The organism is uncultured Campylobacter sp., from assembly GCF_938045405.1.
GTDB lineage: Bacteria > Campylobacterota > Campylobacteria > Campylobacterales > Campylobacteraceae > Campylobacter_B.
The window spans coordinates 1-13,756 of the sequence record NZ_CALIMW010000006.1 but is presented as its reverse complement, the minus strand read 5'-3'; the positions used below and the strand labels follow the sequence as shown (position 1 = coordinate 13,756).

Below are 13,756 nucleotides of genomic sequence, written 5' to 3'. Positions count from 1 at the left end.
GATGGGGCGGGGCTTTGCGGGCTGTGGTTCGAGGGTGAGAAATACTACGCGCATGCCCTAACTACGGGCAGCGCGGATAAAAAGCAGGGCGGCGCCGATCTGCTCGCAAAAGAGCAGCGCGCCGCGAGCGAAACACAGCGCGATATTATGGCACAGGAAAAGAGCGCAAAGAGCGATTTTGCAGTAGAAGCGACAAGCGGCGCAGATGAAAAGTATAACACGCGCGATTTCGCAGAAGTTACGAGCAGCGTGGACGGAAAATTCTGCGCGCACACACTTATAGAGAGCGAAAAATTCTGTGCGCGCGATTTTACACTTAAAGACACGGGCGAAAAACCTCGCGTGACCGATCTTTCGGTGCAAGGCGGGAGCAAAAAATTCTGCGCGAACGAGCAAAGCGCGGACTTCGATGAGGGAAACCTGGCCGTTTTCGATCAAACCAAGCGCTGGCTCGATCTGTACTTTAGCGGACGCGAGCCCGGTTTTACGCCTGCTCTAAATCCCGCGGGCTCGGCGTTTAGGCGCGCCGTGTGGGAAATTTTGCTTAAAATTCCATACGGCAAAACCACGACCTACGGGCAGGTCGCACGCGAAATCGCCGCGGCACGCGGGCTAGCGAAGATGTCCGCGCAAGCCGTGGGCGGCGCCGTGGGACACAACGAAATCTCGATCATCATCCCCTGCCACCGCGTCATAGGCGCGCACGGCAACCTCACGGGCTATGCAGGCGGCATCGATAGAAAAATAAAGCTGCTGCAGCCAGGAGGCGTCGATATGCGAGGGCTTTTCACGCCCGCGAAGAGCACGGCGGCGCAAAGCGGCAAATTTAAAAGGCCACAAAAGATTTTAATGCTCGCGCGCAAAAGTGCGATAAAATTTGAATACTTAAATTTAGACGCTGCACAGCGCATCGCTTGCAAATCGAAGGCGAGCGGCGATTTTAAACGATTACACTGCGCGCAGGACGGCGATCATTAAATTTAAAGCCGAAGCAGGCACGCTTTGAAATTTTAAATTTTTCCGCCGCGTAAAAATTAAAATTTTATGCCGAGATGCCGACCTTAGCGGCGTAAAATTTACAGCGACTCCAAAAACGTCCTAGCCGCCAGTTTGCCGAGGTTATTGGCTGCTAGCGGACTATCGCCCGAGAGCAGGTTGCGGTCTTTGTGCACGGCGCCGTCGATACCTTCGTTTAGGATTTTCATCCCAAGTTTTGCTAGCCGCGAGCCCATATACCAGCGCAGGTGGCCCGGCATGTAGCCAATACCCGGCGAGGTGCGGTCAATGACGTCGGGCAGCAGCACGAGCTCGTAGCCCTCGAACAAAAACTTACCCTCGTCAAGCGCCGCGGCTAGCAGCCCGGCTGGGCCGTGGCAGATCGTGATGATGTATTTACCCTGCTCATGAAACCATTTTAGCGCGGCCTTTACGTCGCGACTCTCGTCAAGCCCGATCAGCGCGCCGTGACCGCCCTGGATGTAGAGCGCAAAATACTCGTCAAATCCCTTCTTTACGATATCAGCGAGCTTTTTAGGCTCTTTAAATTTAGTCGCGTAGCTCTCAAAAAAAGCCCTTGAGCCGCTCGTCCTTCGCAGGCATCGCCCAAAACTCGAATTTTACGGGATTTCCAGAGAGCGTCGCGATCTCGAAGTCCCAGCCCGCCTGCGCCAGATGATACATCGGCACGAGCGTCTCTACGGGGTGGTTGCCCGTGGAGAAAAACGTCCCGTTGTCCATCAGCAAATACCGCTCGTCGGCCACGATGATGAGGATTTTTTTATCGCCGTCGTATTTTTTCTCGTAATTAAAATCCGCCAGATCGCTCACGGGCGCCGTAAACTGTGACAGCGAAAACGGCGACGGGAAAAACGCGCCGTGCTCGGCGATATCGGGAGTCGGGAGTTTTGATAGTTCATTCATTTTGTCCTTTTTTATTGATTTGAGTCCGGATTATATGCGGTTTTAGTTAATATTCAGCAATGCTTTACGCCTTAAATTTGGCTTTATTTTGTCTTTTGCTTTCAGACTTAGGGTAAATTTACCCGCATCCTGAGGATAAATTTGGCTTGCGAGTTTAAATATCGGATCGGTGAGCGCGTTAAATTTGCTAGGCATTTTTATATGCTTTTAAAAAACGGCGTCGCATTTTTCGCGAAGGAGCTTAAATTTGACTAAAATTAGCGGCCAAATTTGCCTTTTTGGGTCAAAATTTACGATAGCTAAAATCTACAAGCGGCGCCGAAACGGGCGCGACAAAGCTCGCGGTGAAAAAACCAATAGGCGGCGGCGCGCCTGCTTCGTAAAACTCCGGCGGGGCCGATTGCCCAGGAGCTCGCTTGAATTAGCGTTTTAAACCGCCGCGCAAAAAAGATGAATTTTATCTTTTCGCGCATGATGATTTGCGCCGCATCTACAAACAAATGAAGCTCGCAGGCTCTTAGCGGTCGGCAGCACCGCTGCTACGCCGCTTAAATCGGTGCAGATCTAAAATTTTATAAATTAAAATTCCATGTCGCGGACAATTTAAAATTTCACGCTTCAAACGATCCGCAAATTCTATGCCGGGCTACTTATAGGGCGATTAAAATTCTATACCTAGCACTCCCAGCAGTGCTTTTTCATACGGACGCGCCCGCCTCTAAATTCCACACCTTCGGCCTCTAGCAGTTCGCGCTGAGCCGCAAAGCTCGCAGCCAAGGCGCCGGCATGATTTACGACGCGATGGCAAGGATAATCGCCGTAAAGCTCTGCTTGCGAGAGCACGCGCCCCATAAGCCGCGAGTGAGCGGGCATGCCTATCAGGCGTGCGATCTGTCCGTAGCTAACGACCCTGCCCGCGGGGATCTCCCCCACAAAGGTAAAATTTCATAGATCAAATTTTTCGTCAAAACCATGGCGCGATTATACTTTTTCGCATTTAAATTTAGACCTAAATGTAGCCGCTTTGCAGCGCCAAATTCGATATAATTTCTAAAATTTAGCGCTTTAAAAGGAGTGAGCTGTGGATAAAAAATTTCAATCAGACACAAAAGAGCTGGACGAGAAATTTGCCGCTATCCCTGAAAATTTAAAGAAGCGATACGATATGCATAGATTTATTAGACGCGTGATTATAGGGTATTATTCGTCGGCGGCTACAACCATCTATTTCTCGCTAATGCTAATGTTTTTTCTTGATTTGCTTTTTTCGAATATCGGTATAGAATCGTCGTCTAAAATTTTTAAAGATATTCGTGATGTCGCGATAATAGTTTTGCCTATATGTGCGACGATCTGTTTTTTGAAATACACTAAGACTAAGCGATACAGCAACCTTTTTATCAAGGATCAAGGAGATAGTTTGTTGGTCTTTACGATAGAAAATTTTGCCAGTATAGTTTTGCTTTTATATCCGACCTTGATTTTTACCGGGATATTGGAAGGCGCCGCAGCTCATATATTTTTGTACGCCTTAATCGTAGCGCCGATTTGCGGAATAGTTTTTGGGGTATGCTATTTTTTCAATACGGGCTCATATACCCCGAAAGCCGAAGCGTAAATTTCACTAAATTTAACCTCATGCCGGCGCCCTGAATTTCATTAAATTTAATCGCGCTTTAAAAATTTTACAGCGCGACGCCTCGCCTAATTTCAAAATTTGGTAGTTTTAAAATTTTACCTTGCCGAGGCCTTCGCGCAAGCGAAATTTAAACCGAATATTCAGCCCCTCTTTATATGTAAAGGAATATAATTTCAAAACAGATATCAACTTTGATTTAAAGGAGAAAAGATGCAAAATCAAAGACGAGACATACTAAAGGTAGCCGCTTTGGCGGCGGGTGCTGCGATGCTCGGTACGAGCGAACTAGCTGCGAGCGAAAAGGCGTTTAAGCTCTCAAAGCGCGATCATAGCAAGCAAAGAGCGCTGCTGCTCTCAAGCTCGGGCTATAAGGACACGAAGTATCTATCGCACGCGGTGGCGTGGATCGGTAAATTTGCACAGGAGAACAACCTCGCGGGCAAAAAGATCGTTTTCATCCCTTACGCGAGCCTACGCAGGAGCTACGACGAATATGAAAAGCGCGTCAAAGAGGCGCTTGCGAGCCTAAGCTTAAACATCGTCGGCGTCCATCACGCTAAAAACGCCGCGAAGGAAGTCGCGAGCGCGGATTGCATATTCGTAGGCGGCGGCAACACCTTCAAGCTCGTGCACGATATGTACGAAAACGAGCTCATCGCTCTGATTAGCAAAATGGTCGAGGACGGCACGCCGTATATCGGCTGGAGCGCGGGCTCGAACGTCGCAGGCGCTACGATGATGACGACGAACGATATGCCGATCATCGAGCCTGAGTCGTTTAATACCTTTAATATTTTCCCGTACCAGATCAATCCGCACTTCATCTCGGGCAAGCCTGCGGGGCACAACGGCGAGAGCAGAGAGGAGAGGCTGGAGGAATTTTTGATCGCTAATCAAAAATCGACGGTTTATGCGATGCCGGAGGGTACGGCGTTTTGGCTTGAGGGCGAGAAGGCGACCGTGCTAGGGCCTGCTGCGGTGCTAAAGATGAATTATAAACAAAAGGTTAAGTTGATCGAGCCGGGCAGCTCGTTTAAGTATTGATCGCACCCGCTTAAATTTAACCGAGAGGTGCCAGACGGCACTGCTCGTTTGAATGCGCAAATCGGTTAAATTTTAATTGCGGCGCTCGGCTAAATTCGGGCGCCGCTTTTAAAATTTACGCAGCAAAGCGCGCTTTGCTTATGCGGACGCGCGATTAAAAGATAAGCATCGATTTAAAGCGGCGCGCGACCCCTGAAGCCATAAAGAGTAAAATTTAAAACGCAGATAAAATGCCCCGTGTCCACTTTCTTATGCTACTTTTATCCCATATATCGCAGATATCCTTGCAGCCTGCAGCGGGATGGTATATTTGTAAAAAAAGAGCGCCTATGGCGCCGCCAAAACAGGTTCGAATGACCTCCAAAACTTAACCGACCTGAGGCAAAGCTTAAAATTTTTTATCTCGCTGGAATCGCCGCAAGAGCCCGAATTGCCTGCAAAGGTATTTTACGACGATATGTATCGAAGCATCATAGAAGGCACGGGCGAGCAGAGACGCAAGAAGCTATAGAGATGATCGCGCTGCGACTCGTCGCAAAAAATCTGAGCGCGGCTACTTGGGGAAATTTTCTCCGGAAATAAATTCAAAAACGACGAAGCGATCGGTCGCGGGCTTAGCTGCGGCGCTTATTTTTACAAAGATTATTTTTACGCGAAGCGCTGCGCGGACGGTAAAATTTTAAAATTTGATCCAAACGACGACAAACTGCCGAATATTACGACGCTGTAAACGAGCGGCATCGCTAGCGCGAGCAAAGGCGGCGCTTACGCAAAAAAAGCGCTGCTTGAATCACGCGCGCTTTTAGAATTTAATTGTTTTCCCGTTTAAACGGCTTGATTATGCAAGAAAAGGCGGCATCGCTCGCGCAAGGCCTTCATGCAAGCAAAAGGTCGCTCCGCCACATCGTAAGCCGCACGATCTCAAAGCTGCTTTCGCCACCGCTAGTTTGCGCCGCTTCGCAGACGGCTCGCAAAGGGCTATAAATTTAAAACGCCTGCAAATTTAAGCGTTTAGCCACTATGAACGTATCCACTCAGACGCCACATTAGGCTTCGTTGCAGGCGCAAATTTAAACGGCAGGGCACAAGCAAATTAAATATAGCTAACCTTATAATGATCGCAGCTAGGCTTACGCTCCTCGCATTTAGCGTCGCTTTTACCGATCGCAAGCGAGCAAAGCGGCGAGTATCCCTCGGGGATGCCCGCACGAGCTGCGAGAATAGGCTCGTCAAAAAGCGTAACGACGACTGTATTTATCGGGCACGAGGCAAGCTCAAGCGAGGTTGCGCGAAGCTGCATATTTTGCATCACAGAACCCATCGCCCAGTAAATCCCGCGGTGTAGGTTTTCAAGCTTGGCGCCTTCGCATTCCTTCGGCAGTTCCGTCGCGAGTTTACCCGAAAGCAAGATAAGAACGGGCGCGCCGTAAAGCGTAGTTTTGGTTTTCATCCCCATATTTTCAAGCATTTTGCCGAATTTCTTAACGGCCGCCGCATCAAGCTCGCGCAAAAGATCTTTGTCCGTAATAACGCTTATGTGAGCGTCCTTCGTGGTAAAAAGAGCGGGCGCCAGATACGCTGCCACCAAAATCGCCTGGATCTCCTCTTTTGACGGGACTTCGGCGTTAAATTCGCGCACGCTTCGACGCTTTTTCATAGCTTCGAGTAGTTGCATTTTCTCTCCTTAAATTTGATTTTATATTTCAGGCTCGCCGCGCTTTACTCAAGCGTCCGCAAGCAGCCGTTTAGCCTAGTATCTTTTTCACGCACGCTTTTATCTGTTCAAAGCTAGCCGTCGGCTCAAATCTCGCTACTACCTCGCCGTTTCTATCCACTACGAATTTCGTAAAATTCCATTTCACGCCGTCGCCTTCTAAAATTTCGGGGAAGTTGCTTTTTGGCGATTCTTCAAGTTTTGCGCTTAACGGATGGGCGGCATTAAAGCCTTTAAATCCCTGTTTTGAAGTTAGAAATTTAAACAGCTCTATCGCACTCTCGCCGCGCACGTTGCCTTTTTTAAATAGCTCAAACGTTACGCCAAAATTTAGCTTGCAATTTTGCTCTATCGTCTCGTCGTCATCGGGTTCTTGATGAGCGAAATTATCACTAGGAAAGCCCAACACGCAAAGCCCCTTGTCTTTAAACTCCTGATTTACGCCTCAAGCTCCTCGTATTGGTCCGTAAAGCCGCATTTACTGGCCGTATTTGCGATTAGCAACACCTTGCCGCGGTACTCGTCCATAGACTTTTGCTCGCCTCTGCCTGCAGTTACGTTATGTCGTAGATTTGTATTTTTTCTCCTTTGTGGCACTTTTCGCCTTAAAATTTTGGATGGATTTTAGCGAGCGAATGTTTTCTTAGTGTGTTCTTTTGCGATTTTAAAAATTTATCTGCCGTCCCATTCGCCGCTCCTGCATTAAATTTGCCGAATTTTACCATAATTCGGCCGCCCTCTTGCGGCGCGAACGATCCTTTTTCATTGCCTTATTACGGGCACTGACGAGCCTGAACGGCGCCGTATAAATTAACAAGATGAGGTACGGAATTTCCGTCCGATTTGCAAAGCTCAGTTTGAACTTAAATTTAAAAAATCCGTCCCGCCGCCGTAAGCTGAAATTTTGCGCGATTGTTTTAAAATACGTTTAAAATTTTAAGGAGAGCTCATGGCGTTTTCAGATTTTTTCAAAAAAGGTGACAAAAATAGCGCAAACGCCGCAAAGATCGGCAAGACCGCGCAGGAGCGCAAGGATATAAGCATCGAAATTTTAAAATCGCAGGGCGTGCCGTACATTGACCATCTGCCGCTGCGATACGAGACGAGCGAGGTTTCCCCGCGCGAAAAGGACGAGGTTATCGCTCGCGCGATCTGCTCGTACGCGGCGATAATGTGCGCCTGCTCGATCAGAGACGAGGGCAAGCTCGCGGATGAGGATAAGCAGGGTGCGCAGGGCTTTCTTACGAACCGCTACGGCTGCATGGACAAGCTCACGCGTATGGAGCGCCGCGTCACGCAGGGCGAGGCAAGCCGCGACGAGGCCGTAAATATGGGCTGGAAATACGAGTCGCTGTGGGCGCTGATGTGGGCGATGGGGCTCGTAGAGGAGCTAAGATTTCCGAGCGAGATCTGCGACTGCGCCTTTGTGATGGACACCTTTGGCGGCGATTTTTCAGCGCGCGTGAAGCTGCGGGGCACGGATGAAATTTTGCAGGCGCTCGATCTCATCTACCGCTACCACTGGGCGTGCGTCAATGCCCGCGTGCACGGCTCAGACTGCGCGGGGCTTGATGAAGAGGTCGTGATGGAGAGGCGCGGCGGGCTAGAGTGGCTGTGCTGCAAGGGGGACGAAAATGATAATCTGACGGATGAATATAATGCGTGGGATTATCCGGACTTGAATACTTAGCGCTTGTCTTTTTCTGCTTATACTTCGTTGAAATTTAATTTTCAGGCTCGGCAGGCTATCTGCCTGGCCTACACCTAAAAATCAAATTTCGCCTCGTTTAAGCGAAAAATACTTCGCCTTAATTCCCGCGTTTTTTCTCTTTGCTATACGTCGTTGCGTCTAAAATTTGCTCGATTACATATTTACATACACGCTCCGCCCGCAAATTTTATCCGCGCCTTGTTTAGCTTTGCGGCACCGCCGCTTACACTCCTTCTTTGTACTCAAATTTAGAAACTATTTTTGCATCGTCGTACCCACAACTGCAAGCATAAGATCGGAATTTAAAACCCGATCGCGCGCTGTTTTTTCTAAATCCAAAATATGTGCCGACGGATCGAAAAGCATACCGAATGTGAGAATTTATGAATCAATTGGGGATTAAAATTTTAAAATTTTTCTTGTAAACTGCGCAAGGTGGATCACGGGCGCAGATCCGCTGAAATTTCAGACGCGGCCTGCCAAATTTCAGAGCGCCGTGGAATTTTAGAATTTAAAGTTGCGGGCGAGCAAGGCGCCCGTCCGCGTATTTTAAGCCCGCTAAATTTAAGCGAGCGAACGTCTGCGCCGCAGACCTAGAAATTGCATCAGCCCTGCGTCGCAGCGCTTCCGCTCGCAAACGCCGCCGCATTCAGCGCCGCGTCGTAATCGGGCTCATCTACGATGTCGTCCGTGATCTGCTTGTAGGCGATCTTGCCCGCGGTGTCCACGACGAAAACCGCGCGGCACGTTAGCCCTGCAAGCGCGCCGTCCGCGATCAGCACGCCGTATGCGCGCGCAAACTCCTTATCGCGAAAATCGCTTAGGGCGCGTAAATTTTTGATCCCCTCGGTCGAGCAAAATCTGCCCGCGGCAAACGGCAGATCCATCGAGATCACGAAAACCTCGGTATTTTTTATACTCGCGGCGCGCTCGTTAAATTTGCGCGTCTCGGTCGCGCACACGTCCGTATCCAGCGACGGCACGGCGATGATGACCTGCGCCTTGCCCGTGCCGCCGCCTACTTTGACCTCGCTAAGATCGGGCGCGACTAGGCTGAGCTCGGGCGCCTTATCTCCAAGCTTAAGCTCGCTACCCGAAAGACCGACGCTTACGCCTTGCAATTTGGTTTGTTGCATAATTTTCCTTTGTTTTGAAATATTTAAAACGGGCGCATTATAGCCCGCGAAAGCAAACGCCTGCTAAATCCGAGAACAGGCGAGCTCGGGTGTTAGCTAGGCCTATATGAACGGCGCGTAGATTGCTCGAAGATAAAATTTTACGGCGTAAAGCGGCGGTGCAATTAAAGTCCCCGAAAATACCGCGACTTAGCATAAAGCACTGGTGATTGCGATCCGATATAGGTCTATGATAGTTGCGCTCCGCCTTAAGGCTACGCCGAAGGTAAAATTTCGCCCTATTTGCGCGATCCCGCTTGCGGCGACTTTGTCCGTGAATATAAATCAAAGCGCGATAGCGCCGCACGCGCTTTATCTGCGAATGAATAAATCTCTAGTAAAATGATAGGCGCGGCATCATGGGAGCATTGAAGTTATGTTTTGAATTTTTAAATTTAATTGAAATTTTTTGATCTAAATTTGCAATCTACAGAAATCAAAATTTATGGATTGATTTATTTGGGGCTAAAGTTCAAGTTTAAATTTCGGCTCGTAAAGCGGGTTAAATTTTAAGTGCTGTTTTAAAATTTAAGAAGCGCCGGGGTTGGCGATAAAGCTATCGCCGCACCCTAGCGCCCGTTAAGCCTAGCCGTTGCGCTTTTTGATGATCTCTTCGCCGACGTTTTTAGGAACCTCGTCGTAGTGATCAAATTCCATCGAATAGGTCGCACGACCCTGCGTCTGAGAGCGCAGATCGGTCGAGTAGCCGAACATCTCCGAAAGCGGGCAAAATGCGTCGATGATCTTGTTTCCGCCGCGCTCGCTCATGTTATTGACCTGTCCGCGGCGCTTATTTAGATCGCCGATGACGTCGCCCATATACTCCTCAGGGGTTTCTACCTCGACCTTCATCATAGGCTCCAAGATCACGGCACCTGCTTTTCTAGCACCCTCTTTAAAGCCCATAGAAGCGGCGAGTTTGAATGCCATTTCGGAGCTATCGACTTCGTGGTAGCTTCCGTCATAGACCGTTACGCGCACGTCCTCGACCGGATAGCCCGCTAAAACGCCGTTTTGCATCGCCTCTTGGCAGCCCTTATCGACTGCAGGGATGTATTCTTTCGGAATCGCGCCGCCTTTAATATCGTTTACGAACTCATATCCGGCGCCAGGCTCCAAAGGCTCTAGGCGCAAAAATACGTGACCGTATTGACCGCGACCGCCCGACTGCTTGGCGTATTTGTACTCCTGCTCGACCGTTTTGCGGATAGTCTCGCGATATGCGACCTGCGGCTGTCCGACCTCGGCCTCTACTTTAAATTCTCTAAGCATTCTATCTACGATGATCTCAAGGTGCAATTCGCCCATTCCCGAAATGATCGTCTGTCCGCTCTCCTCGTCGGTCGCAACCCTGAAGCTTGGATCTTCTTGCGCCAATTTTTGAAGCGCGATACCCATTTTTTCTTGATCGGCTTTGGTTTTAGGCTCTACAGCTACGCTGATAACGGGATCAGGAAATTCCATACGTTCTAAAATTACTTTATCTTTTTCACTAGCTAGCGTATCGCCAGTAAGAGTGTCTTTTAGACCCACGACGGCGCCGATTTCACCCGCATAAAGCTCTTTGATCTCTTCGCGTTTATTCGAGTGCATCCTTAGCAAGCGTCCGATGCGCTCTTTTTTGCCTTTGCCGGTATTTACGACGTAGCTGCCGCTTTCCAAAACACCGCGATAAACGCGTACAAAGGTAAGCTGACCTACGAAAGGATCGGTCATAATCTTAAATCCAAGACCCGCGAACTCGCCCTCGTCGGTAGAACTTACGTGAACCTCGCTGCCATCCTCATACTGACCCTTAATCGCAGGCACTTCATCAGGCGCAGGTAGATAATCTACGACCGCATCTAGCAAAGGCTGCACGCCCTTATTTTTAAATGCGGTACCGCATAGCATAGGAAAGAAGCTTAGGCTTAAGCAGCCTTTCTTGATGCCCTTTTTAATCTCTTCTACGCTTAGCTCTTCGCCGTTAAAATACTTCTCCATCAAAGCTTCATCAGTCTCTGCTACCGCCTCAATCATCTTGTCGCGATATTCCTGTGCTTTTTCTCGTAACTCGGCAGGAATTTCAACGATCTCAGGAGCAGAAGGACCCTTGCTATCGTCCCAAACGAGCGCTTTCATAGTGACTAAATCGATAACGCCTTTAAAATCGTCCTCAGCGCCGATCGGAATTTGAATAGGAACTGGATGAGCCTTGAGCCTATCTTTTACCTGCTGTTCGACATTATAGAAATTTGCGCCGACGCGGTCCATCTTATTTACGAAAATGATGCGTGGAACATGGTATTTATTCGCTTGACGCCAAACGGTCTCGCTTTGAGGCTGAACGCCTCCTACAGAGCAAAATACTGCTACCGCACCATCTAAAACGCGCATCGAGCGCTCGACTTCGATAGTAAAATCAACGTGACCCGGAGTGTCGATCAAATTTATCTGATGATTATTCCAAAAGCAGGTAGTTGCCGCAGACGTGATCGTGATGCCGCGCTCGCGCTCTTGCTCCATCCAGTCCATAGTAGCGGCGCCCTCGTGAACCTCGCCAATCTTATGACTCATGCCGGTAAAAAATAGAATTCTTTCGCTCGTAGTCGTCTTTCCGGCGTCGATGTGAGCGGCAATTCCGATATTTCTAACCATATGTAAAGGGGTTTTTCTTGCCATGACGCCCTCCTACCAACGATAATGCGCAAAAGCTTTATTGGCTTCCGCCATCTTATAGGTGTCTTCTTTCTTCTTAAACGAAGAGCCTTTAGAATTTGCGGCGTCCATAAGCTCGTAAGCCAGGCGCTCTATCATCGTGCGCTCGCTTCTTTTTCTTGCAAAAGAGATGATCCAGCGAATAGCCAAAGCCTGCTGGCGAGCCGGTCGGACCTCGATCGGAACCTGGTAAGTAGCGCCGCCTACACGACGAGATTTTACCTCCATCAAAGGCTTAACATTATCGATGGCATCGTTAAAAATTTCGATACCTTTCTTCTCGCCGCCTTTATTGTCGATGAAATTTAAGGCGCCGTACATAATCTCGGTAGCGACGCTCTTTTTGCCGTCGAACATAAGCGAATTAATAAATTTTGTGATTACTTTGCTGTCATAAATCGGATCAGGCATAACTTCCCTAACGGGAGCTTTTCTTCTTCTCATTTTATTCCTTCAAATTTTAAAATTTTACTCAAACTCGGCAAAATCTAGTGCCGGTCTGTTTCGGCTAAACTATTTTTTAGGTCGTTTAGCACCGTATTTTGATCTTGCGACGGTTCGTTTAGCAACGCCTGCAGTATCAAGCGCACCGCGGACGATGTGGTATTTAACGCCCGGTAGGTCCTTTACGCGACCGCCGCGAACTAGCACGATGGAGTGCTCTTGTAGATTGTGACCTTCACCGCCGATATAGCTGATGACTTCAAATCCGCTAGTAAGCCTTACTTTGGCAACTTTACGAAGCGCTGAGTTTGGCTTTTTAGGGGTCGTGGTATAGACCTTAGTACAAACTCCTCTTCGTTGAGGGCAATTCTTTAGCGCCGGAGACTTCGATTTCTCGGTAATCTTCTTGCGCTCTTTTCTGACCAATTGATTTATAGTTGGCACATCTTTCCTTTCACAAAAATTTATTCAAAAAGATTTGGATTATACTTTGTTTAAACTTACAGAAACGTAAATTTAACTAAATTTTAATCTCTAATCAGTACAAACTCTCCGCCGCCGCAGATTACTAGGCAGATCGCGGCAGAGAGATACAGATATACGATTTCCAGCTCAAATCCGCCCACGCCGGTAAGCGCACCCAACGGAGTGTGCAGGACATAAATTATCATGAGCACGTTTGCGATCACAAGCAGAGCGCCTATGCGGCAAAATACGCCTATGATTATCATCGCGGGCGCCAGCACCTCGCCTACGTATGCGCCGTAAGCCACCAGATCCGGAATTCCTCTGGCTACCAGCATCGATTTTACGCCGTCTATACCGTGAGTAAGCTTAAAAATTCCGTGCATTAAAAGACAAACTCCAAGCCCCAACCTGATAAACAACAGACCGAAATTTATGTTAATCATATTCATGTCTCATCCTTTAAATTTAGGTAAATTTAGGGCTTTTTGCCCTAAATTATTTTTTAAGTTTAACTTCCTTGTCTTTATACAGACCGGTTCCGACCGGGATTATGCGACCTAAAATCACGTTTTCTTTTAAGTCCTCCAATCGGTCAAATTTACCCGCGATACTAGCCTCGGTTAGAACCTTCGTAGTCTCTTGGAAGGATGCCGCCGAAATGACGCTATCGCTTCCTACGGCCGCACGAGTTACGCCCAGCAGCACGGACTCCGCGATCGCAGGTTCACCACCAATTTTCATAATGCGCTCGTTTTCTTCTCTAAATCTGCGGCGGCTGATCAGATCGCCGACGATAAGCTGAGTATCGCCGCTATCGACGATTCTGACTTGGCGGAGCATCTGAGATACGATGATCTCGATATGCTTGTCGCTAATTACGACGCCTTGGGAGCGATAAACCTGTTGAATTTCGCTGATCAGATAATAATGCAGCGCCTTTTCAC

General features: G+C 48.6%; 18 protein-coding genes. 6 read left to right on the top strand and 12 right to left on the bottom strand.

All coding sequences use genetic code 11. The annotated features are described in order from the left end of the window. A partial coding sequence (locus Q0140_RS00215; protein WP_297960343.1) for a methylated-DNA--[protein]-cysteine S-methyltransferase occupies positions 1-978 on the top strand: 978 nt, incomplete at its 5' end. Between the two features lie 98 nt (positions 979-1,076). Here Q0140_RS00215 and Q0140_RS00210 read toward each other — a convergent pair. From Q0140_RS00210 to Q0140_RS00200, 3 genes are all read right to left on the bottom strand, one after another. After that, on the bottom strand, positions 1,077-1,325 hold the full coding sequence (locus Q0140_RS00210) for a hypothetical protein (RefSeq protein ID WP_297960340.1): 249 nt from the start codon (positions 1,323-1,325) through the stop codon (positions 1,077-1,079). Between the two features lie 235 nt (positions 1,326-1,560). Further along, complete coding sequence (locus Q0140_RS00205) at positions 1,561-1,920, bottom strand: hypothetical protein (protein WP_297960337.1); 360 nt, start codon at positions 1,918-1,920, stop codon at positions 1,561-1,563. A gap of 675 nt (positions 1,921-2,595) precedes the next feature. Further along, positions 2,596-2,853, bottom strand: a complete 258-nt coding sequence (locus Q0140_RS00200; RefSeq protein ID WP_297960334.1) for an MGMT family protein — start codon at positions 2,851-2,853, stop codon at positions 2,596-2,598. Positions 2,854-3,001: 148 nt separating this feature from the next. Here Q0140_RS00200 and Q0140_RS00195 point away from each other — a divergent pair, with 148 nt between their 5' ends. From Q0140_RS00195 to Q0140_RS00185, 3 genes are all read left to right on the top strand, one after another. After that, a complete protein-coding gene (locus tag Q0140_RS00195) occupies positions 3,002-3,538 on the top strand; it encodes a hypothetical protein (RefSeq protein WP_297960331.1) in 537 nt (178 codons plus the stop codon). A gap of 231 nt (positions 3,539-3,769) precedes the next feature. Then, complete coding sequence (gene pepE / locus Q0140_RS00190) at positions 3,770-4,603, top strand: dipeptidase PepE (RefSeq protein ID WP_297960328.1); 834 nt, start codon at positions 3,770-3,772, stop codon at positions 4,601-4,603. Positions 4,604-5,443: 840 nt separating this feature from the next. After that, the gene (locus tag Q0140_RS00185; protein WP_297921257.1) at positions 5,444-5,587 is read left to right on the top strand and encodes a hypothetical protein; all 144 of its coding nucleotides are present in this window, start codon (positions 5,444-5,446) and stop codon (positions 5,585-5,587) included. A 109-nt stretch (positions 5,588-5,696) separates the two neighbouring features. Here the strand turns inward: Q0140_RS00185 and Q0140_RS00180 are convergent, their stop codons facing one another. The 3 genes from Q0140_RS00180 to Q0140_RS00170 all read right to left on the bottom strand — a co-directional run bounded on the left by Q0140_RS00180 (position 5,697) and on the right by Q0140_RS00170 (position 6,914). Beyond that, positions 5,697-6,278, bottom strand: coding sequence for a nitroreductase family protein (locus Q0140_RS00180; RefSeq protein WP_297960325.1), 582 nt, complete (start codon positions 6,276-6,278; stop codon positions 5,697-5,699). A gap of 70 nt (positions 6,279-6,348) precedes the next feature. Continuing rightward, complete coding sequence (locus Q0140_RS00175) at positions 6,349-6,723, bottom strand: hypothetical protein (RefSeq protein WP_297960322.1); 375 nt, start codon at positions 6,721-6,723, stop codon at positions 6,349-6,351. Positions 6,724-6,755: 32 nt separating this feature from the next. Beyond that, positions 6,756-6,914, bottom strand: coding sequence for a hypothetical protein (locus Q0140_RS00170; RefSeq protein WP_297960319.1), 159 nt, complete (start codon positions 6,912-6,914; stop codon positions 6,756-6,758). A gap of 352 nt (positions 6,915-7,266) precedes the next feature. On the opposite strand from Q0140_RS00170, the gene Q0140_RS00165 reads away from it, so the two are divergent. Next, entirely contained in the window at positions 7,267-8,007 is a 741-nt protein-coding gene (locus Q0140_RS00165; RefSeq protein ID WP_297960317.1) for a DUF4272 domain-containing protein, read from the top strand. A 456-nt stretch (positions 8,008-8,463) separates the two neighbouring features. Beyond that, positions 8,464-8,625, top strand: coding sequence for a hypothetical protein (locus Q0140_RS00160; RefSeq protein WP_297960315.1), 162 nt, complete (start codon positions 8,464-8,466; stop codon positions 8,623-8,625). Between the two features lie 8 nt (positions 8,626-8,633). Here the strand turns inward: Q0140_RS00160 and tpx are convergent, their stop codons facing one another. The 6 genes from tpx to Q0140_RS00130 form a co-directional block, all read right to left on the bottom strand. Beyond that, positions 8,634-9,164, bottom strand: a complete 531-nt coding sequence (gene tpx / locus Q0140_RS00155) for a thiol peroxidase (protein ID WP_297960312.1) — start codon at positions 9,162-9,164, stop codon at positions 8,634-8,636. Positions 9,165-9,788: 624 nt separating this feature from the next. Beyond that, positions 9,789-11,864: an elongation factor G gene (gene fusA / locus Q0140_RS00150; RefSeq protein WP_291939378.1), complete on the bottom strand. Its 2,076-nt coding sequence runs from the start codon at positions 11,862-11,864 to the stop codon at positions 9,789-9,791. A gap of 9 nt (positions 11,865-11,873) precedes the next feature. Next, positions 11,874-12,344, bottom strand: a complete 471-nt coding sequence (gene rpsG, locus Q0140_RS00145) for a 30S ribosomal protein S7 (RefSeq protein ID WP_177386837.1) — start codon at positions 12,342-12,344, stop codon at positions 11,874-11,876. A 69-nt stretch (positions 12,345-12,413) separates the two neighbouring features. Continuing rightward, entirely contained in the window at positions 12,414-12,788 is a 375-nt protein-coding gene (rpsL, locus tag Q0140_RS00140) for a 30S ribosomal protein S12 (RefSeq protein ID WP_005872613.1), read from the bottom strand. Positions 12,789-12,871: 83 nt separating this feature from the next. Then, positions 12,872-13,261: a DoxX family protein gene (locus tag Q0140_RS00135; protein ID WP_297902891.1), complete on the bottom strand. Its 390-nt coding sequence runs from the start codon at positions 13,259-13,261 to the stop codon at positions 12,872-12,874. Between the two features lie 46 nt (positions 13,262-13,307). After that, a partial coding sequence (locus Q0140_RS00130; protein ID WP_297960308.1) for a hypothetical protein occupies positions 13,308-13,756 on the bottom strand: 449 nt, incomplete at its 5' end.